At 40.4% G+C, this 21,498-nt stretch carries 21 protein-coding genes; 9 read left to right on the forward strand and 12 right to left on the reverse strand.

The features are described from left to right. Positions 1–4 precede the first annotated feature (4 nt). The 4 genes from ACH30E_RS13250 to ACH30E_RS13265 all read left to right on the forward strand — a co-directional run bounded on the left by ACH30E_RS13250 (position 5) and on the right by ACH30E_RS13265 (position 5,006). Entirely contained in the window at positions 5–793 is a 789-nt protein-coding gene (locus ACH30E_RS13250) for an ABC transporter ATP-binding protein (protein WP_490825414.1), read from the forward strand. Between the two features lie 10 nt (positions 794–803). Beyond that, positions 804–1,316, forward strand: coding sequence for a TlpA family protein disulfide reductase (locus tag ACH30E_RS13255; RefSeq protein ID WP_490825413.1), 513 nt, complete (start codon positions 804–806; stop codon positions 1,314–1,316). Positions 1,317–1,455: 139 nt separating this feature from the next. Beyond that, on the forward strand, positions 1,456–2,385 hold the full coding sequence (mdh, locus tag ACH30E_RS13260) for a malate dehydrogenase (protein ID WP_490825412.1): 930 nt from the start codon (positions 1,456–1,458) through the stop codon (positions 2,383–2,385). Between the two features lie 191 nt (positions 2,386–2,576). Next, the gene (locus ACH30E_RS13265; protein WP_490825411.1) at positions 2,577–5,006 is read left to right on the forward strand and encodes a TonB-dependent receptor domain-containing protein; all 2,430 of its coding nucleotides are present in this window, start codon (positions 2,577–2,579) and stop codon (positions 5,004–5,006) included. 98 nt (positions 5,007–5,104) lie between these two features. Here ACH30E_RS13265 and ACH30E_RS13270 read toward each other — a convergent pair whose 3' ends face one another. The 4 genes from ACH30E_RS13270 to ACH30E_RS13285 form a co-directional block, all read right to left on the reverse strand. Continuing rightward, positions 5,105–6,106 carry a glycosyltransferase family 9 protein gene (locus ACH30E_RS13270; protein WP_490825410.1) on the reverse strand — a complete coding sequence of 334 codons (1,002 nt, stop codon included), beginning with the start codon at positions 6,104–6,106 and terminating at the stop codon, positions 5,105–5,107. Between the two features lie 210 nt (positions 6,107–6,316). Further along, positions 6,317–7,549, reverse strand: a complete 1,233-nt coding sequence (locus tag ACH30E_RS13275; RefSeq protein ID WP_294993741.1) for an MFS transporter — start codon at positions 7,547–7,549, stop codon at positions 6,317–6,319. Positions 7,550–7,610: 61 nt separating this feature from the next. Next, on the reverse strand, positions 7,611–8,297 hold the full coding sequence (locus ACH30E_RS13280; protein ID WP_294993738.1) for a DedA family protein: 687 nt from the start codon (positions 8,295–8,297) through the stop codon (positions 7,611–7,613). Between the two features lie 22 nt (positions 8,298–8,319). Continuing rightward, positions 8,320–9,567, reverse strand: a complete 1,248-nt coding sequence (locus tag ACH30E_RS13285; protein ID WP_490825409.1) for a dicarboxylate/amino acid:cation symporter — start codon at positions 9,565–9,567, stop codon at positions 8,320–8,322. A 152-nt stretch (positions 9,568–9,719) separates the two neighbouring features. On the opposite strand from ACH30E_RS13285, the gene ACH30E_RS13290 reads away from it, so the two are divergent. The 3 genes from ACH30E_RS13290 (at position 9,720) to ACH30E_RS13300 (ending at position 12,608) form a co-directional block, all read left to right on the forward strand. Further along, positions 9,720–11,219: an amino acid permease gene (locus tag ACH30E_RS13290; protein ID WP_490825408.1), complete on the forward strand. Its 1,500-nt coding sequence runs from the start codon at positions 9,720–9,722 to the stop codon at positions 11,217–11,219. A gap of 93 nt (positions 11,220–11,312) precedes the next feature. Continuing rightward, entirely contained in the window at positions 11,313–12,035 is a 723-nt protein-coding gene (locus ACH30E_RS13295; protein WP_294993729.1) for a YebC/PmpR family DNA-binding transcriptional regulator, read from the forward strand. A gap of 153 nt (positions 12,036–12,188) precedes the next feature. Then, positions 12,189–12,608 carry a thiol-disulfide oxidoreductase DCC family protein gene (locus ACH30E_RS13300; RefSeq protein ID WP_294993726.1) on the forward strand — a complete coding sequence of 140 codons (420 nt, stop codon included), beginning with the start codon at positions 12,189–12,191 and terminating at the stop codon, positions 12,606–12,608. Positions 12,609–12,758: 150 nt separating this feature from the next. Here the strand turns inward: ACH30E_RS13300 and ACH30E_RS13305 are convergent, their stop codons facing one another. Continuing rightward, positions 12,759–15,149 carry an alpha-ketoacid dehydrogenase subunit alpha/beta gene (locus ACH30E_RS13305; protein ID WP_490825407.1) on the reverse strand — a complete coding sequence of 797 codons (2,391 nt, stop codon included), beginning with the start codon at positions 15,147–15,149 and terminating at the stop codon, positions 12,759–12,761. Between the two features lie 321 nt (positions 15,150–15,470). Between ACH30E_RS13305 and ACH30E_RS13310 the strand changes: the two genes are divergently transcribed. Continuing rightward, positions 15,471–15,854: a DUF1573 domain-containing protein gene (locus ACH30E_RS13310; RefSeq protein ID WP_294993720.1), complete on the forward strand. Its 384-nt coding sequence runs from the start codon at positions 15,471–15,473 to the stop codon at positions 15,852–15,854. Positions 15,855–15,953: 99 nt separating this feature from the next. Beyond that, the gene (locus ACH30E_RS13315) at positions 15,954–17,147 is read left to right on the forward strand and encodes a pyridoxal phosphate-dependent aminotransferase (protein ID WP_294993716.1); all 1,194 of its coding nucleotides are present in this window, start codon (positions 15,954–15,956) and stop codon (positions 17,145–17,147) included. A 279-nt stretch (positions 17,148–17,426) separates the two neighbouring features. Here ACH30E_RS13315 and ACH30E_RS13320 read toward each other — a convergent pair whose 3' ends face one another. The 7 genes from ACH30E_RS13320 to ACH30E_RS13350 are packed head-to-tail and all read right to left on the reverse strand — an operon-like array spanning position 17,427 to position 21,326. Beyond that, the gene (locus ACH30E_RS13320; RefSeq protein WP_490825406.1) at positions 17,427–18,005 is read right to left on the reverse strand and encodes a toxin-antitoxin system YwqK family antitoxin; all 579 of its coding nucleotides are present in this window, start codon (positions 18,003–18,005) and stop codon (positions 17,427–17,429) included. Next, a complete protein-coding gene (locus ACH30E_RS13325) occupies positions 18,002–18,640 on the reverse strand; it encodes an SCO family protein (RefSeq protein ID WP_490825405.1) in 639 nt (212 codons plus the stop codon). Before ACH30E_RS13325 ends, ACH30E_RS13320 begins: the two co-directional genes overlap by 4 nt. 2 nt (positions 18,641–18,642) lie before the next feature. Then, on the reverse strand, positions 18,643–19,026 hold the full coding sequence (locus ACH30E_RS13330) for a hypothetical protein (RefSeq protein WP_490825404.1): 384 nt from the start codon (positions 19,024–19,026) through the stop codon (positions 18,643–18,645). A 24-nt stretch (positions 19,027–19,050) separates the two neighbouring features. Beyond that, positions 19,051–19,800, reverse strand: coding sequence for a YHYH protein (locus ACH30E_RS13335; RefSeq protein WP_294993704.1), 750 nt, complete (start codon positions 19,798–19,800; stop codon positions 19,051–19,053). A gap of 57 nt (positions 19,801–19,857) precedes the next feature. Continuing rightward, complete coding sequence (locus tag ACH30E_RS13340; protein ID WP_490825403.1) at positions 19,858–20,409, reverse strand: Spy/CpxP family protein refolding chaperone; 552 nt, start codon at positions 20,407–20,409, stop codon at positions 19,858–19,860. A 10-nt stretch (positions 20,410–20,419) separates the two neighbouring features. Next, positions 20,420–20,740, reverse strand: a complete 321-nt coding sequence (locus ACH30E_RS13345; protein ID WP_490825402.1) for a hypothetical protein — start codon at positions 20,738–20,740, stop codon at positions 20,420–20,422. A gap of 25 nt (positions 20,741–20,765) precedes the next feature. Further along, positions 20,766–21,326 carry an RNA polymerase sigma factor gene (locus tag ACH30E_RS13350; protein WP_294993696.1) on the reverse strand — a complete coding sequence of 187 codons (561 nt, stop codon included), beginning with the start codon at positions 21,324–21,326 and terminating at the stop codon, positions 20,766–20,768. Positions 21,327–21,498 lie beyond the last annotated feature (172 nt).

Here is a 21,498-nt window from a genome sequence, read left to right on the forward strand (position 1 = left end):
ACTCATGATTGAAATAAAAAATATTAAAAAGGTTTTCGGCGACCGCACCATTCTAGACGACATCAGTGCCGTTATGGAAGCTGGTAAATGTAACCTCATTATTGGAACAAGTGGAAGTGGTAAAACCGTTTTAACCAAATGTATGGTCGGATTATTTCGCCCTGAAGTAGGTGAAATACATTACGATCAGAAAGACATGCTGCAAATGAACAATGAGGATCGTAAATTATTACGTCAGCAAATCGGCATGTTGTTTCAGGGAACTGCATTGTTTGACTCTATGACTGTTGAACAGAATGTTTTATTTCCACTGGATATGTTTACAAACTGGTCGCAGGCTGAAAAAAAGAAAAGGGTAAACGAAGTACTTGATCGCGTAAACCTTAAAGATGCACATAAACGTTACCCTTCTGAAATCAGTGGTGGCATGAAAAAAAGGGTAGGTATTGCAAGAGCAATTGTACTCAATCCCAAATATCTTTTTTGTGATGAACCGAATTCCGGACTCGACCCCCAAACATCGCTGGTAATTGATAAATTAATTCAGGAAATAACCATTGAGTTCAATATTACAACCATAGTTGTTACCCATGACATGAATAGTGTGATGGAAATCGGAGACCATATTGTATACCTGCACCAGGGAAGAAAGCAATGGGAAGGCACTAATAAAGACATCATCTTCAGTAAAGATGAGCTCTTGAATAAATTTATTTTTGCATCAGAATTCCTGCAAGATGCTAAAGAGATGCGGATGATGGAATTAAACGGAATTAATAAGAAGAATCCATAACAGGTATACCATGAAACACATTTCATTATTCATAGCGACCATTTTTTGCAGTGTTCTGCTATTTGCACAGAATACGGGTAATGATCTGCCTCCATTCATGAAAACAAAGAAATTACCTGAATTCAATTTATTACAAACAGATAGCACCTGGTTTACCCATGAGCAATTACCAAAAGCAGATTTTACCATCATCGTTTATTTTAGTCCAGACTGCGGGCACTGTCAGTACGAGGCTAAAGAAATGATGAATAATATGGATAGCCTGAAAAACACTTTCATCCTCTGGGCTAGCTACCGTGATATGGCTGATATTAAAGGATTTGCTGAAACCTATGGTTTCGGAAACCATAAAAACCTAAAAGTAGGTCGTGACCCAACTTATGGAATACCTTCCTTTTTTCAGGTAAAATACACTCCCTATGTGGCCGTGTATGATAAAAAAGGTAATTATGTAAAGGCTTTTGAAGGTGGTGTTGAAATGCCGGAGTTGAATAAGCTTCTATCCTCCTATAAGCAGCAGTAAGCCGGATTGGATATCTATTTTCTTTAAGCTAAAAGGTCTGTTATTTATCGGTCAAATCCAGAAACTTCCTCTGCTAAACCATGCACAACCCTTACCTTTGCAGCGAAAAAATTCCTCAATTCTAAATAATCATTGTACTATGAAAGTAACTGTAGTAGGTGCCGGGGCCGTTGGAGCTACCTGTGCCGACAATATTGCCCGCGCCGCACTGGCAGAAGAACTGGTATTATTAGATATTAAAGAAGGTTTCGCCGAAGGTAAAGCCCAGGATATGATGCAAACTGCTGCATTGCTCGGTTTCGACACACGCATCACCGGTAGTACCAATGATTATTCAAAAACAGCCGGTTCTGATGTAGTGGTAATTACTTCAGGTTTGCCTCGTAAACCTGGTATGACCCGCGAAGAACTGATTGGAACCAATGCAGGTATTGTAAAAGGTGTTTGCGAAAATATCCTGAAATATTCTCCGGATGCGATCATTATTGTGATAAGCAATCCAATGGATACCATGACTTACCTGGCTCTTCAGTCAACCGGATTACCAAAAAACAGGATCATCGGTATGGGTGGTACATTAGACAGCGCCCGTTTTAAATATCAACTGAGCCAGCACCTGGGTTGCAGTCCTGCAGACTTAAATGCAGTAGTAGTTGGTGGACATGGCGATACAACCATGATTCCTTTGATTCGCTACGCAACCTGGAACAGTGCACCGGTAACTGATTTCCTGACAGAAGAACAACAAAAACAAATTGTTGCAGATACAATGGTTGGTGGTGCAACTTTAACCAAACTGATCGGAACATCTGCATGGTATGCTCCCGGAGCAGCAGGTGCCGCACTGGTTGAAAGTATTCTCCGTGATGAGAAAAAATTGTTTACCTGCTGCGTAAGCCTGGAAGGTGAATATGGACAAAATGATATTTGTCTTGGTGTACCTGTTGTAATTGGTAAAAATGGCTGGGAAAAAATCCTTGATTTCAAATTAAATACAGAAGAACAAGCACTATTCAATAAGAGCGCAGATGCCGTTAGAAGCATGAACGATGTATTGAAGACTTTATAATACTTCGCTGTTCATCTCATTTTAAAACCGCTCATACAGCAAGCCCTGTTGGTAAAAAACCGACAGGGCTTTTTTCATAAATACAGGCTGCCGTTCGTCATGCGAATGTCACTACTCATCCCTAAATACATAAATGTGCTGTAACATTTATGAGTGCTTTGCGTCTGATTTGAGACCTAAAACAAAACAACATGAGACGGATTTTAGTATTGGCTGTATTGGGATTGACTACGATTTTCAATACCGCATTTGCACAAAACAGCCACAGTATCAAGGGAAAAATTACAGACAATACCGGCAAAGCGATTCAGTCGGTAACAGTATCCTTATTAAAAGCAACTGACAGCAGCCTCGTAAAAGCTGATGTAACCGATGCGAACGGAGCTTTTGAATTAGTGGTGGCTCAGGCAGGAAAATACCTCCTGAACTATACCATGATTGGATATGAGAGAGCCTATTCAAGTACTTTTGAAGTAAAAAACGGACAGGGTTTTGACGCAGGAACCATTAGCCTCGAACCTGCTGCGAATAAGCTACAGGATGTTACTGTTACTTCACGTAAGCCGATGATAGAAATCAAAGCCGATAAAACGGTTTTCAATGTAGAAAACAGTATCAACGCCACAGGTAGCAATGCGCTGGAATTATTACAGAAAAGTCCGGGCATACAGGTAGATAACAATGAGAATATCAGTATGAAAGGAAAAACTGGTGTTCGTATTTATGTTGATGGCAAAATGACGCAGCTGGGCAGTCAGGATTTGGCAGCTTACCTGAAAAGCATCAATAGTAATGATGTGGAAGCGATTGAAATGATCAGCAATCCAAGTGCACGTTATGATGCAAGTGGCAATGCAGGAATCATCAACATCCGCTTAAAGAAGAATAAAAAATTCGGTACCAATGGTTCTATGAACCTTGGATTTATTCAGGGTGTTACTCCGAAGGGTAATGGCTCAGTAAGCTTAAACTATCGTGACAAGAAAGTGAACCTGTTTAGCAATATTGGTGCAAACCTTGGCAGACAGGAAAATACATTGAATCTATACCGTATTCAGAGAGATACATTATATGATCAGGTAAGTACCAACTGGAGCCATAACAAAAGCCTGAATGCAAAAGTGGGTGCTGATCTTTTCTTGAATAGCAGAAGTACTTTAGGGTTCCTGGTTACCTCGAATTTTGGAAATACAGACTGGACCAGTGAAAGTAATACCAATATTTCTTATAAACCAACCAACCAGTTTGTAAAAAAGCTTGTTGCACTGAATACCATACCTGGTCACAGAACAAATATGAACAGTAACGTAAACTATCGTTATACTGATACCACAGGTAAAGAGATAAATTTTGATGCCGATTATGGTTTATTCCGCGGCACTGGCAGAAGCCATCAGCCTAACTATTATGTTGATCAGAATGGTAACAGCATTTCACAGATAGTTAATAGAAACTATACACCAACTGATATTGATATCTACACCGCTAAAGTTGATGTGGATCAACCAAAATGGAAGGGTAAATTAGGATATGGTGCTAAGTTCTCTTATGTTAAAACCACAAACACATTCGACTTCTTCAACGATGTAAATGGAGTTCCTGTTAAAATACTAAGCAGAAGTAACAGCTTTACTTATAAAGAAAATGTAAATGCTGCATACGTAAACTACCAACGTCAGTTGAATGCAAAATGGAGCTTACAGACTGGTTTGCGTATGGAACAAACAAATAGTGAAGGTGTTTTAACAAGAGCCGATGGCGTGATGCAGGCGGATAATACAGTGAAACGTAATTATCTTGACTTATTCCCTAGTGCTGCATTAACCTGGATGGTAAACCAGAAACATACTTTGAACTTAACATTCAGCAGAAGGATTGACCGTCCTACTTACCAGGACCTGAATCCATTTGAAAATAAACTGGATGAGCTGACTTATGAAAAAGGAAACGCTTTTTTACGTCCGCAGTACACAAATACAGTTGAATTGTCGCATACATTCAAATACATGCTGAATACTACTATTGGATACAGCCATGTAAAAGATTTTGCAACACAAACAACAGATACTACTAATAACGCAACATTCGTTCAGCAGAAAAACCTAGCAACACAGCGTATATTGAGTTTCAGCATTGGCTCTCCATTACCTATTGCCAAGTGGTGGAATGGTTATGCAAATGTTTGGTATAACTACCAGATGTTTAAAGGAAAGATTGGTGAGAATGAAGTAAAAACAGATATCCCAATGTTTGGTGCTTACATGCAACATTCATTTACACTCGGTAACGGATATACTGCAGAATTAAGTGGATGGTTTAGCGGTCCTAGTGTATGGGGCGCTACCTGGAAAACACGTTCTTTAGGTGGATTAGATCTGGGCTTCCAGAAACAAGTACTTAAAAAACAGGGTACTGTTAAACTGAGTGTAACAGATATATTCTTCACCAATCCATGGACAGCAACCAGCAACTTCGGCGGATTGTATATCAATGGTTCTGGCCGTAATGAAAGCCGTACTGTTCGTTTAGCCTTCTCATGGCGCTTTGGTAATAGCCAGGTAAAAGCGGCACGTCAACGTCAGACAGGTTTGGAAACAGAAGCGAAGAGGATTAAAGGATAAGGCATCAGTTGGTTTTGATTATAAAAGAAGAGGCTCCGAAATTCGGAGCCTCTTCTTTTATCGTACTATGCAATTGATTCTTTTACTTCCTCAATCACCTATAAATAGCTGTGCGCAGTTGACGCTATCAGATTGATATCTTGGTCTTGCATACATTTAAAATGCGCACGCGGACAAGCTTTAGTACCATAATTGGAACATGGCTGACATGCCAATCCTTTCACGATAAAATTTTGATAGGCTGGTTGAGTTTGGGGAGGCATTTGATCTTTACCATAATAGGGTTCTACATCCAAAGCTGGTGATGTACCACCCCAGATAGCCAGCACAGGTTTATTTAATGCACAGGCTATGTATTGCATCCCTGTATCGTGTGAAATAACCAGTTTAGATTGCCGGATGATTTCAGCCGATTCATGCAGACTGAATTTGCCACAGGCATTATAGATTTTTACCGGATCGGTTTCTGCAATTTTTTCACCTTCTATTTTATCCTCCTTCCCTCCCACCAGTACAATTGGAAATTGAATTTTATGACAAAGTTCACGGAGTTTATAAACAGGTAATTTCTTGGTATAATAAGATGCCCCAATTACAATCGCTACAAATCCTGCGCTGTGCGAAAGAGGCAAATCTTCCGCTTTTACACGAACATCTGCCGGAATAAAATAATCCATCCCTTTCCCATCATTTACCACTCCTAAAGGGGCTAGTGTATCAATACAACGATCGACAATATGCCTTCCCGCCATTTTATTGATGTGCAAACGGGTAAGCAATACTTTTTCGATCACTTCTTTGTTATAGGATAATACAGGCACTTTCAAAGCCTTTTTGATACGCCAGGTTCTGAAGTTTTTATGAAAGTCTATGATATAATCGAATTGTTCTGCCTGTAAGTTTTTAATAAGTTGATCCAGGTTACCATTAAAATAATGAAAACGATCGATGTATGGATTCGCTTCCGTTACCGCTTTCATTGATTGCTTTGTAAGAAAATGTATTTCTGCATTCTCCACCTGTTGCTTAAGGCAACGGATGGCTGGTGTGGTAAGTACAATATCACCAATAGAAGAAAAACGGATTACCAGAAATTTCATGGCACAATTTAGGAGGAAAGTCTGAAAGACTGAAAGACCGAAAGTCCGGAAGTCCGGAAGTTATTTTTTTTAACTCAACTGCGTGTAGCTGTTCAACATAGTAGTTAACCCGGGAGTTACACAGAGTTGTACTATTTTTTTATAATAATCTCACAAAAGAAGGTTTTGTCTTCCGGACTTCCAGACTTTCGGACCCCGGACTATCAAACCTCACTCCTCCACATAATTCAAATCCTTATGAAAAGTTTCTTCTGTGAAATAAAAGGCAACCAATGTAACACCCATTACGAGCAGGCCGGTGATAATGCCACTATTGATTAAGTTCCACCCCCATGATTTCTGGAATAGATCAAGGAAAAGCATATTGATCAGTGGTAATGCGCCCCTGACCATATTGGGAATTGTTGTTGCTGCGGTACCTCGCAGGTTTGTGCCAAACTGTTCTGCACCCATAGTTACAAAGATGGCCCAGAAACCTGTGCTGAATCCGAGTAATGTACAGATAGCATACATCGAAGTATCAGAATTATTATACCCGCTGAAGAAGAGGATAAGTCCAACAATAGTCAACAGATAATATAATAGCAAAGCTTTCTTCCTGCTTTTGAAATATTGGCTCACTAAACCCACGAGCATATCACCTATCGCAATTGCGGCATAGGCAAACATGATAGACCGACCTGAGTCGATAGTAGTGCTTCCGAACATGGACTTACCAAATCGATCACTTTGGTTTACCAGGATACCGATTACGTACCAGGTAGGCAGACCAATTAAAATAGCAAAAACATATTTTTTCAATCTCTTGCCATTGTTGATCAACATCCAGAAATTACCGCGTTTTACCTTTTGTTCTTTTGCTTCCCTGAACATTCCTGATTCTGCTACACTAACGCGCAATAACAATAATGCAATCCCTAATGCTCCTCCAATTTTGTAACAGAGACGCCAGTCGTCGGTAAATTGGTAAGTAAAATAGGCTGCTACGGCCCCACTCAGTCCTATACCAGCAACCAATGATGTGCCGATTCCTCGTTTATTTTTGGGCAATAATTCGCTAACTAGTGTAATTCCGGCACCAAGTTCTCCTGCAAGACCCAGACCTCCTATAAAACGGCAAGTTGCGTATTGGTTTACGGTTTGCACAAATCCTGTAGCGAAATTCGCGAGTGAGTATAATATGATTGAACCAAATAATACACTTAGCCTTCCTTTTTTATCGGCAAGCACTCCCCATAAAATGCCTCCTAATAATAACCCTGTCATTTGCCAATTGATTACGCGGGTACTATCAACCAGCATGGTTGCGTCTGTTGCGCCTACACCAAGCATGCTGGTTTTTTTAACGATGGTAAAGAGTAAGAGATCGTAGATATCAACGAAATATCCTAATGCGGCTACGATTACCGGCAATGACAGGATTCCGTATTTTTTTTCGGTCATGGCAGCAGGTTTGCATTTTAGTCAGAGCGTCCGGAAGGCCGGAAGTCTGAAAGAAAATTATTTATGCTTCGTTATTATTTTTCTTTTTCCCGGAGAAAAGTTTAATAATTACTGGTGCAGTTGTTACCAGTACAATACCTATTACTATAACTTCTAAATGATCTTTCAGATCAAAACCAAATTCATTCAGTATCCATTTCTGGAGAAAGTGTCCGGCAAATAACATACTGAAAACCCAGGCTACACAACCAATAATATTAAAGAATACGAATTTCTTTTTTTCCATTGAAACGATACCTGCAACAATAGGTGCAAATGTTCTTATGATAGGTATAAAACGGGCTACGATAATTGCACCGCCGCCATGTTTCTCATAAAATGCATGAGCCTGTTCGAGGTATTTTCTTTTAAAGAGCATATTTTCTTTCCAGTTATACATGGCTGGTCCAACTCTTTTTCCGAACCAGTAACCAACCGTATTTCCGGCAATACCTGCAGCAGATATTAGCAGCATTAAAGAAAACAAATCAAGGTATTCATTTCCGGTAGGAATAAATTCTTTGGCAAGGTTAGAACTATAAATGCCTGCTACAAAAAGCAAACTATCGCCTGGTAAAAAGAAGCCTACAAACAATCCTGTTTCTGCAAACACTACAAACAGGATTAACCATAAGCCACCATGTTCAATATAAAACTGAGGTTGCAATAACTGGCTCCAGTGAAAGTCGGATAATAATAATTGTAACATGCAAACAATGCTTAAGGGTCAATTAAATTTCAACAGGTTCATCTAATGCACCTTCCCATTTGCTCACAACACTTGTAGCAAGTGCATTTCCAACCACATTAGTAGCTGTTCTGAACATATCACAGAAATGGTCGATAGGCAATATTAGTGCAATACCTTCAGGTGGAATATTAAACATGGCGCAGGTTGCGGTAACTACAACCAATGAGGCTCTTGGCACACCTGCGATACCTTTGCTGGTAAGCATCAGCACTATAAGCATGGTTAATTGTGTCCCGAGATCAAGTTGAATGCCATAAGCCTGAGCAATGGCGATACTGGCAAAAGTCATATACATCATACTTCCATCCAGGTTAAAAGAATAACCGAGGGGCAGGATAAAAGAAACGATTTTGTCTTTACAACCGAACCTTTCCAACTCTTCTGTAAGTTTTGGAAAAACTGCTTCACTGCTGGTTGTACTAAATGCAATAATCAGCGGCGGGAATATTCTTTTCAATAATTCTGGCAATCGTTTGCCCAGGATAATAAAACCAACTGTGAGCAAAATAGCCCAGAGGGCCGCAATACCCATTAAGAAGTAAAGCAGGTATTTGCCATAAAAAACAAATACATCTAATCCTTTGGCTGCAATTACGGCAGCAATAGCACCAAATACACCAATAGGTGCAAAGTTCATTACATATCCAACCATTTTAAGGATTACATGCGCAACGGCATCCAGGCCTTTAACCACAATTTTGGCTTTTTCACCCAAAGCGGCGGTAGCTACACCAAAAAATATACTGAAAACCACCAGTTGTAAAATCTCATTGGTGGCCATGGCTTCAATCACACTCTTGGGGAATACGTGTTCCACAAATTTCTGAATACTGAACTCCTGCGTTTTACCAACCAGGTCTTTGGCACCAGTTACATCCGCATTTTGAAGATCAATTCCCTGTCCGGGTTGAAACAGATTCACCAAGAGCATTCCTAATAAAAGGCTCACTAATGATGCAGATACAAACCAGAGTAATGCTTTCCCCCCTACTCGACCAACAGTTTTGAGATCGCCTAATTTGGCGATACCAACAACCAGGGTTGAAAATACCAATGGGGCAATAATCATTTGCACCAGGCGTAAGAATATGGTAGTAAGGAGTTTGAGGTTGGTAGAAAAAGACTGTATGGTTGCGGCTTCGGCATTTTCATGTACAAAATAGCCAAGGATAACACCGGCAATCATCGCAATCACAATATACAAGGTGAGCTTGTTCGATTGTTTCATTGGGGCTCTATTAGTGCCGCAATATAGTATTTCTGGTGAAATGGCCTATATAGAGTGGTAAATCACCGATTCTTAAAAGTTTTGGGGGCTGAAAGCAATAAATACCTATTTTGCCAAAACTTTTCTATTCAGAAACTTAACCAAACTGTATTATGAGTTTATTTGTAAAGAAACCTTTGGGCCAATTACTGGCACAAGCAGATCAGGGCGATAAAGGATTAAAACGGACCCTGGGTGCCGGTAACCTGATAGCCCTTGGTATTGGCGCCATTATCGGTGCGGGATTGTTTGTGAGAACAGCCGCTGCTGCCGGACAAGCTGCCGGACCTGCTGTAACCATTTCATTTATTGTTGCCGCTATTGGTTGTGCTTTTGCAGGTTTATGTTATGCAGAATTTGCAGCAATGATTCCTATTGCCGGTAGTGCCTATGCTTACAGTTATGTAACCATGGGTGAACTGGTTGCCTGGATCATTGGCTGGGCTCTTATTATGGAATATGCCCTGGGCGCTGCAACGGTATCTATTGCCTGGAGTGAGTATCTCAATAAACTATTAGATGGAGGTATACCCTATGAATGGTCGCATAGCCCCTTCGAGAGTTTTACCGACTCAGCCGGGGTATTACATAAAGGTATTATCAATGCTCCCGCATTAATAATTCTTTTATTACTAACCATGTTATTGATCAAAGGAACACAGGAATCTGCTATCGTAAATGCTATTATCGTATTTATTAAAGTAGCGATTGTTATCCTCTTTATTGTGCTGGGATGGCAATATATCCGCCCTGAAAACCACACACCTTACATGATTCCTGAAGGAACCGCCGCTGTTACCGATAGTGCCGGTAAGGTAATTGCTGATTACTCTGGTACTTTCAAACATGGATGGGGAGGTGTTCTTGGTGGAGCAGCCATAGTGTTCTTTGCCTTTATCGGTTTCGATGCGGTAAGTACTGCTGCTCAGGAAGCTAAAAATCCTAAACGTGATATGCCTATCGGTATCCTCGGATCACTGGTTGTTTGTACCATCCTGTACATACTCTTTGGTCACGTTTTAACCGGTGTTGCTAACTGGCAGGAATTTGTTGATCCGGAAAAAGGACGTGAAGCTTCTGTAGCATATGCGATATCTACGTACATGACTAAATACGCATGGCTGTCTACAGCAGTGACGGTAGCTATCCTCGCGGGCTTCTCTTCTGTAATCCTGGTGATGTTGATGGGACAAAGCCGTATATTCTATACCATGAGTAATGATGGATTGATTCCGAAAGCTTTTGGTGAATTGCATCCTAAATTCAAAACTCCTTATAAAGCAAACTGGATTCTATTTGTATTTGTAGGTCTGTTTTCAGCCTTTGTTCCCGGACATGTGGCGGGCGACTTAACAAGTTTCGGTACCCTGTTTGCATTTGTACTGGTAAGTATTGGCGTGTGGATTCTGCGTATGAAATCGCCAGATATTGAAAGGCCTTTCAAAACCCCTCTTGTACCTATCGTACCTATCCTTGGTGCGGTTGTATGTTTGGGCATGATCGTTGCCCTGGATGGACAAACCCTTAAAGTGGCTTTTGCCTGGATGGCAATTGGTCTGGTTGTGTACTTCCTATACAGCAAAAAGAACAGTAAACTCCGTAAAGAATCATAATACGAAGTACCCGATTTTAAAACCCGCTCAAGTAGCGGGTTTTTTTATGACCAATAGGCTTATTTTTGCAGCCCGTTCATTTAAACAATTATTATGGGAAGGATATTTGAAGTTCGTAAAGCTACCATGTTTGCCCGTTGGGACAGGATGGCCAAACAGTTTACCCGTGTTGGTAAAGAGATTGTAATTGCAGTGAAAGCTGGTGGCCCCGACCCAGCAACGAATCCGGCCCTCCGTCGTTGTTTCCAGAATGCGAGGAGCGTTGGTATGCCTAAAGACCGGGTAGAAGCCGCTATCAAACGCGCACAGGGAAAAGACACTTCCAACTATGAAGAAATTTTATATGAAGGATATGGCCCGCATGGCGTGGCTCTCTTGGTTGAAACAGCTACAGACAACCATGTAAGAACAGTAGCCAATGTAAAAAGTCATTTCAATAAAGGGAATGGCGCAATGGGTACCAGTGGCAGCGTGAGCTTTCAGTTCAAAAAAATGGGGGTTTTTAAATTAAAACCTGAAGGACTAAACATCGATGACCTGGAACTTGAGCTGATTGATTTTGGATTAGAAGAATTGGGTGAAAGTAACGATGATAATGGCAACCCTATCATCGTACTAAGGTGCGCATTTGTAGATTTCGGTAACCTGCAAAAAGCCCTTGAAGACAAAAACCTTACCCCTATCAGCGCAGAGCTGGAATGGATACCTACCACAACGGTACCTGTTTCCGATGAACAGGCAGAAGATGTGAGTAAACTTATCGAAAGACTGGAGCAGGATGAGGACGTGAATAAGGTGTTTCATAATATGGGATAGAGCTTCTAGCTGCTAGCTGCTAGAAAATACATAAGAAATTAAGGCTTAGAATATTGAACGATCTGCTTATTCGAAGGATGGGCAGATCGTATTTTTATACCCTCTAGCAGCTAGGAGCTAAACCAGAGCCATACAATTTCAGTACCTTTGCATATGCAAACGCTAAAGGATCTTCAGCATCCAGTGATCTTATTTGATGGTGTATGTAATTTATGTAACGCCAGTATACAGCGTGTGATTAAACATGATCCTTCACGTAGGTTTCGTTTTGCATCTTTACAGGGAGAATTGGGACAGCAAGTGTTGGACCATTTTACGCTTCCTGCAACAACATTTAATTCCTTTCTTTTATTAGAGAATGGGCAACTCTACACTAAATCAACTGCCGCACTTAAAGTAATGAAGTATATGCGCGGTGGATGGGGAATCTTGTATTACCCACTCATCCTTATCCCAACTTTTATCCGCAATTTCTTTTACGACTTCATCGCCCGCAACCGATATAAATGGTTCGGTAAACAAGAAGCATGCTGGGTTCCTACACCTGAATTAAAAGCATTATTTTATAATTAATCAGCAATTAGAGGGGTTAGGTGTTAGGTATTAGGTGTTAGGTATTAGGTATTAGGTGTAAGGTATTAAGTTTTGGTATTAAAAGGGTTTATTGACAACCCTAATACCCAATACCACACACCCAATACCACACACCTAACACCTAATACCCTACTCCGCCATTAATGATTGAACAGCATCGATTACATCTTCTGCATTAGGCTTAGAGAAATAATCGCCATCACTACCATAACCTGGTCTATGTGCTTTTGCGGTTAGTGTTCTCGGACTGGCATCCAGCCATCTATATCCTCCCTGCTCTTCCATTACTTTGTTAAACATGTATGCAGCAGCACCACCGGGCACATCTTCATCAATGAAAATAATTCGATTGGTTTTTTGAAGGGAAGAAAGAATTACATGACCTGTATCAAATGGTAACAAGGTTTGTACATCAATGATTTCACAACTAATGCCATCTTTGTCTAATCTTTCAACAGCATCCTGGATTATACGCAAAGTAGAACCATAAGAAACAATGGTTACATCTTCACCAGGTCTGATGATTTCAGGAACACCTAATGGAACTGTATATTCAAGCAGGTTTTCCGGCATTTTCTCTTTGAGTCGGTATCCATTCAAACATTCTATCACAATAGCAGGATCATTAGCCTGTAATAATGTATTATACATACCTACAGCCTGAACCATATTTCTTGGTACACAAACATGCATACCTCTTAAGGCGTTAATCACCATTCCCATGGGCGATCCACTATGCCAGATTCCCTCCAAACGATGGCCCCTTGTGCGAATAATTACAGGACAGCTTTGTTGTCCGCCGGTTCTGAAATGGGTTGTACAAACATCATCACTTAATGGTTGTAAACCATAGAGCAGGTAATCCAGGTACTGGATTTCTGCAATAGGTCTCAACCCGCGCAATGCCATACCAATGGCTTGTCCAACAATCGTTAGTTCACGAATACCTGTATCTAATATTCTATCCTTACCATGTTTTTCCTGTAACCCTGCGAAGCCCTGGTTAACATCACCAATATATCCCACATCTTCCCCAAATGCATATACTTTAGGATTGCTACTGAATAGGTTGTCGAAATATTTGTTTAGTATCTCATAGCCATTCATATTAGCAGCATCAAAAGGTATCATGGGTTTAATTTCAGGAACCTTCAATGCGCTTTTAACACCTTCATTATAAAGATGACTATTATATAAACCTTTACTTTCTTCTAATAATGCACTGCGTAAGGCTTTCAGGTCTTGTGCAGTTGGTGAACCTGGTGCTACTTCAATGGCCAATGCAATGGTGCGTAAAACATCTCTGCGAAGTGGCTCTTTGTTAGCGGCCAGTTCATTGGCCATTTGTTGCAACTGGTTATACTTATCAATATCATTCACCATCGACTGGCGAATAAGTTCACTTGCCTGAGCTGCCTGGGCCTTAATAGGAGCACTATATTTTTCCCACGCAAGGTTACGGCCTGTTTTAACCATTTCTTTTGCTTCTGCCTCAACAGCCGCGAGTTCATCAACAGATGCGAGCCCATTTTCGATCATCCACTCTTTCATCTTTTTGATACAATCCCACTCCTTCTCCCATTCCAATCTTTCAGGTGTTTTATATCTCTCATGACTTCCACTGGTTGAATGACCTTGTGGTTGCGTAACTTCTTCTACATGAAATAAAGCGGGTTCATGTGTTTCACGCACTTTAGCAAGGGCTTCCTCAAATACTTCACACATGCCTGCATAATCCCACGCTTTCACTTTATAAATATGTATACCATTTGTATCTGCTTGTTTTTGAAAACCTTTTAAAGCAGCAGAGATAGATCCCTTCGTAGTCTGGAAATTTTTCGGTACTGAAATACCATATCCATCATCCCATACAAATACAGCCAAAGGCACTTGTAATACACCTGCAGCATTTATTGTTTCCCAAAAATGTCCTTCACTAGTACTTGCATCACCGATAGTGGTGAAGCAGATTTCATTTCCATTATGACTAAGTTGCTCGAGTTGGTCCTGGTGTTTGCTTGCCCTAAAACATCGTGAAGCAAAAGCTAGTCCTAATCCGCGCGGCATTTGTCCGGCAGTAGGGGCTATATCAGAAGATATATTTTTTCTATTCGCCAGATCGAGCCAGTTACCATGTTCATCAACAAATCGGGTGGAAAAATGGGCATTCATTTGACGACCTGAACTGAATGGTTCATGCATTGGATCCGGATCGGCATATAGTTGAGCAAAATATTGTTCAACGCTTGCTAATCCGGCTGCAAACATGAAAGTCTGATCTCTATAATATCCACTACGGAAATCACCGGGTTGAAAAAATTTAGCCATCGCAATTTGGGCTACTTCCTTACCATCACCAAAAATGCCAAATTTGGCCTTACCCGTTAAAACTTCGCGACGCCCCAATAGGCTAACTTCCCTGCTAACTACAGCAGTCCTGTAATCTTCTATCACTGCATTCCTGAATCCATCGAATGACAGCATGTCGTTTTTATACCCGAGGGTAGAAGTTGATTCCATGCGACAAAAATAACATTACCAATTGAATGGACTAACGGAAATTAGTTTTTCGGATAAATTGTGGATTTATTGCAAAAAAAGGCATGATATTAGCAGTAGTAGATACCAGGGTTGATGTTGATGGAGACCATAGTCCATAGACCATGGTCCATAGGAGAGCCAGAGAGCCGAAATTGTTTTTACTATGGACTATCGACCATGGTCTATGGACCATGGACTATGGACCACGGCCCATGGACCATCTTATAAAATTTAAGGTTCTCTAAATGGTGTATTTTAGTTTCTGTTGTAACTTTGAAATGAAAATTAAATAAATATTATATGAAGAAGTTTTTATTCCTGGCCATCATTGGTCTAATAAGTACGGTTAGTGTTATGGCGCAGCAGGACATTAAATTCGCTGAAGGTTCATACAAATTTGGCAAAATTGAACAAAACAAACCTGTTACCCATATTTTCACTTATACCAATAATGGCTCAAAACCGCTTGTGGTTGAATTTGCAAGCGCAGAATGTGGTTGCACAACACCAGAGTACAAAAAAGAAGCTTTATTGAAAGGAAAATCAAGCACCATAAAAGTAACTTATAATGCTGCGGCCCTGGGTGCTTTCAGCAAGCGTGTTACTGTTAAGTTTGCGGGCATTAATGATCCCGTAATTTTAACAATTGAGGGTGAGGTAGTAGCGGGTAAACCGGGCAAATAATTGTTTTCCATACCCTGATTGATAGTTGATATTTATGCAAGCGGTCCCATCGAGGGACCGCTTTTGTTTTGATGTAGTACTGCACCCTATCTTTGCGGCATGTTATCGATTAGTCAACGTGGACAGGCAATGCCTGCATCCCCCATCAGAAAGCTGGTACCTTACGCAGAAGCTGCAAAGAAAAAAGGCACCAAAGTATACCATCTAAATATTGGCCAACCCGATATTGAAACCCCCAAACTGGTACTGGACGCCGTGCGAAACAGCGATTTCAAAGTGCTGGAATATAGTCATAGTGCGGGTAACGAGAGCTATCGTAAGAAATTGGTTGGTTATTACAAATCGGTTGGGATTGACGTAACCCCTCAGCAAATTATCATTACTACAGGCGGGAGTGAGGCCATCTTATTTGGTTTTATGGCCTGTCTGGATGCTGGTGATGAGGTTATTATTCCTGAACCCTTTTATGCAAACTATAATGGCTTTGCAGTTGCTGCAGGCGTAACCGTTGTGCCGGTAACATCTCATATTGAAAATGGTTTTGCCCTCCCCCCGATTGAAGAATTTGAGAAAAAAATAACCGCCAAAACCAAGGCAATCGTAATCTGTAATCCCAATAACCCAACCGGTTATTTATACAGCGCTGCTGAAATGGAGCAACTAAAAGATATCATCATTCGTCATAATCTCTATCTTTTTTCTGATGAAGCCTATCGCGAATTTTGTTATGATGGCAGCCAGGTAAGCGCATTACACTTGAAAGGTGTAGACGACCACGTAGTTATTATGGATACCATCAGTAAAAGATACAGTGCCTGTGGTGGTAGAATCGGCGCATTTATTACCCGCAATCAATCAGTATTAGATGCTACAATGAAATTTGCGCAGGCAAGACTAAGCCCACCCAGCTTTGCTCAAATTGCAGGGGAAGCAGCTATTGATTTGCCGGCTGATTACTTCGATACTACCAAAGCAGAATATCGTTCGAGGAGAGATTTACTGGTAAAAAGACTGAATGCGATGCCGGGTGTATTCTGTCCAAATCCAGGAGGGGCCTTCTATGCAATAGCCAAATTACCTATTGATGACGCAGATATTTTCTGCCAGTGGTTACTGGAAAGCTTTGAACATGAGCATCAAACCGTCATGCTTGCACCAGCAACCGGGTTTTATGGAACCCCTGGTTTAGGTAAGCAGGAAGTTAGGCTTGCATACGTATTAAATTTAAAAGATATAGATTCTGCTATGGATTGTCTGGAAGCTGCACTAAAAGTTTACCCAGGCAAACAATAAGCTGATTTTCAATACAATAATGGGCTGTATTCACCAATACAGCCCATTATTATTTTAATATTAATAAATAATTAAATATTTGTAATTTTATGCAAAACATGCTATTTTTTGCATAAAAAAGAAAAAAATATATTAATTATAAAAAAAATTACTTTGAAATCAAATAAACACTTATTTTTGATTGGTAATTGAATCAGAGGAGAAGGAACAAACACCGAATTATCTTTTTTCTTATATGGCAAGCAATCGAAGACGTCCCCTGTTTCTACAGGGGACTTTTTATTTTTCGCTCTTAAGGGAATAGCAAGGCTTAGCATTCATTAAACCATAACGTCTTCCGCCCCGAACTTCGAAGCTCATATACAGTTTTCCATTATCCCGCCAGGCTTTGCCACTGACCTCATTTCCATCTTTATAAATGATTTGCTTTGCCAGCTGTCCATTCTCCATCCATTCCGAAAAATCACCATGATATTTACCACTTGAAAAATGATAAGTAAATCTGGGCATCCCATTTTCCCACCAACCCTTGTGTACTCCTTCTTTCTCACCCACCCGGTAATATCGTTGCGAAGCTATTTGTCCATTTTCAAACCACTCAATTAGCCAACCCTCTTCCCTGCCTTTGTAAAAACTCTGCCTGCTCTTCAGTATACCACTGGTATAAAAATCTTCTAACCTGCCACTAAACAGCGTATCATGGTAAAACCACTGTCCATTTACCAGTTTTAAGTTCAGGTTATCCGAACGTAAAGTGATTGCAGGAATTACAGGTGTGGTGTTTGTATAAATAGTTTGTTTAAGGTTCTCTTTGCAGGAACAAACTAACAGGGCTCCTATCATCCAATACCACTTCATGATTCTTTTTTCAATCGTTTTATATCGGTAATGAGGTTTCGTATATCTGTTTCTGATGTTCCCTTATAAACCCCTCTTATCCTACGATGTTTATCAATCAATAATACATTTTCAGTATGCAGAAAGTCGTTTTCATTTTGTGTTTCTCCCAAATCTTCATCAGCTAAATAGGCTTTTCGAGCTATTGAATAAATATCCCCACGATTTCCGGTGAGCAAATGCCATTGTGACTGGTTAATCTTGTACTGTTTTGCATACTGTTGTAATCTGCCTACTGAATCAGCTTCAGGTGTAACCGAATGCGATAAGATCAAAATTTCGTCATCATTTACAAAAGCATCTTGCACCAGAGATACATTATTGGTTAGTCTTTTACAAATGCCAGGGCAATTGGTGAAAAAGAAATTAGCCACATAAATTTTATTTTGGACCGTTGATGCTGTTACAGCTTGTCCAGATTGGTTGATGAACGAAAAATCTGGAATTTGGTGTATTTGTCCTTTTAATTCTTTCTCTGTGAACCAATGCGGCGTAAAATCAGCCGTTACATAAAATGGCAGACCTTCATCCACATTTTCTTTTCCACCACAAGCTTGTATAACTACCACGATTATCAAACAACAATACTTCCACATAATTATTCTTTAGGAGGTTTAGGGGCTCCGGGAGGGCCTTTGGGGCGAAGGGTTTGCTCTATTTCAAGGTATTTTTTATACTGCTCTGCGGTTAATGCAGCTTTGATGGCAGCATCACGTTTTTGTGCAAGTGGTTCAACCTTTGCCTTGTCTGGCGGTGGCGGCGGCGGTGGAGCTTGTGGACGAAGCTTATCTACTTCAGTGAAAAACATTTTATACGCATCATTTACAACCGACTGCTGTTTGGCAGTTAGTTTAAGTGACTCTTTTAATTTTTCATTCATTCGCTTTAAACGTTCTGCCGAAGTTGGCGGTTTGGGGGGCCACCTGCTTGTTGCGCCTGCAACAGACCGCAGGTGGCTATCAGTACCAGGGGTAAAATGCATAATTTTTTCATACAGTATTTTTATTTATTGAGTAACAGTTCCAGGTGTACCATAAAATCCATTCCCGTTTATATAAGGAGCATCAGCAGTGATATGATAATGATAAATCCCATTCGGATAATCTGCTGTCACCGCAAAATGTCCATGATATCCGTCTAGCTGACTTGTTGTTAGTATGGATCCGTTTTCCATAGGTCCATACACGGGATAACCATCAAGTAAAAATCCTATCAGTGCATTTCTTCCTTTTTGTTGTGTGATGAACAGTGGTTCAACATGGTAATGGTATTGACCAGTTTGTTGCGGGTGTCCATTGTACTGATCAAAACTATTGACTTCATTAGTGAGTGGGGCATTTCCTGCTGCATACTGATTAAACAGTGGAACGCCGTTTATTGAAATCCCCATTGGGCCCAAAGGTGTAGTAGTTGAAGCAGATGCTTTTACCGGACTTACCGGAATTTTAAAAACATAACTCTGCGATTGTATACTATTAGGATTCTTGGCATAATTAGGATTAGTACCATTGTATGCTTCATACTGTGCATTTGTAGTTGCAAAATATGGGCTCTTATGATCAGGGATTCCGGTACTTTTTAATACCACATAATTACCTTCCACTGAAATGGTAACTGTAGTATTAAATTTCTTGAACACATCTGGTAATGTTGCATTCGTGGTTGTTCCAGCACCTGCAGTATCTTTTTTACAAGATAAGAACAGGGTTGCACTTGCGATAAGAAGGCTTGTGGTTGCAAAAATAAATTGTTTCATACCTGTCATTTTATAATTAGATGTTTGCAACCGAAAAAACCTTCGCTTAAAAAAAAATTATTTTTCCGGTTCCGGCATTTCCCTTGGTGGCGGGCCTCCTGGAGGAGGGTGATGGATACCACCATCTCTTGGTGGAGGAGGGCCTTGCGGACCATTCATCATTCTCAGCACATCATTGATAATCTCATCAAATTTTTTCTTTTGGGCGGGTGTACACATTGCCCTTATTTTTTTAAAATGATCAAATGTATTTCTGGTAAGCACCAGATCATATTGAACCGAAAGTTTTGCTGCTTCATCAATTGCCGCCTCGGTTGTTTCATCGTTTTGCAATAAGCTGAAAAATTTTTCTTTTGCTTCTCTATTATTTTTTCTTGCGTCTTGTGAAGCCATGCGATGTTCATCCCGCAAAACTTTTAATTGCTCCTGTTGCAGACTGTCGAGACTTAATTCCTTAACCAGAAAAGCCATTGCCCCGTTTTGTGGGGGCCGGTCTTCAGGTGCACGGTCTCTTTTCATCCACCAAAATGCCGACAGTGTAGCGATATTGAGTAAAATCAATACCAGAAAAGCTGCTGCAAACCATTTATTTTTTGTGATAAAATTCATGTCGATTTATTTAGTTGTTGAAATCAACGGTATTAAAGATTTGGTACTCGCTTGCAAATCCGGAAATATTGTCCTTTGAAAGCTCTTTAGTTTTTTCCTTATGCAAAAAAGTATCGCTTAAAGTGTACAGGTTCAGCACTGCCAGAAAAACCAATAAGGTAAGCACCGGAATCGGTTTTAATATCCGCTGAAAAATAGACGGCGGCGCTGCTATCACTTCTTTCTCCAGTCTGGCCATTAGCCTGGTTTGAAAAAAATCAGGTGCTTTTGCCCTGGTAATATTGCCCAAAAAATCTTGCGGGTCATTACTATTTTGGTTTTCGTTGTACATATTAATGACTTAATAGGTTAAATATTTATGGTCGTTCATCAGCCAGTTTTTTGCGGAGGTTTTCTTTTGCCCTATGCATTAGTGATTCTACAGCCTTTATACTTATCTGCAATATCTCTGCTACTTCTTCGTAGCTAAGTCCTTCGGTACGTAATAAAAGAAAACATACCCTTTGATTTTCCGGCAGACTTTGTATGGCTTTAAAAACTATGGCAGCCTTTTCTTTTTGCTCTAATTGAACACCAGGATGAACAAAATGGGCCGGCTCTGCTGATTTATCGCCAATTCCCAGCCAGGATGCTGCTGTTCGGATACCTTCCCTGAGTTTTTTCTTTCTTTGCCAATCCAGGGCTTTCGTAATAGCAATTCGGTAAATCCATGTTTGAAGTTTGGCCTCTCCCCTGAATCCATCAATGGAATGGTAAACCTGGATAAAAACCTCCTGGGCCAGGTCTTCAGCCTCCTGAAAGTCCTGAACTATACCCAGAACCGTATTAAATACCATATCCTGACAACTTTCAATGAGCTGTCGGAAAGCCTGTTCATTTCGGGCCTTCAGTTGTAGAATAAGGTCTTCCTGGTTCAAAAAAGATATCAATTGAAGATTAGACGTACCAACCTACAAAATCCTTCGGCTATGCAATAATTTTTTTGATTCCGGGCAGGGTTGTTAACTTGCCCCAGAAACCCTTTTATCAACTGTTTAACAGCTTTCCCTGCCTATTTAAGCAACAAGCTTAGAAAAGTGGGTATCTGTG

This window comes from Sediminibacterium sp. FW305-C-61 (assembly GCF_058231065.1).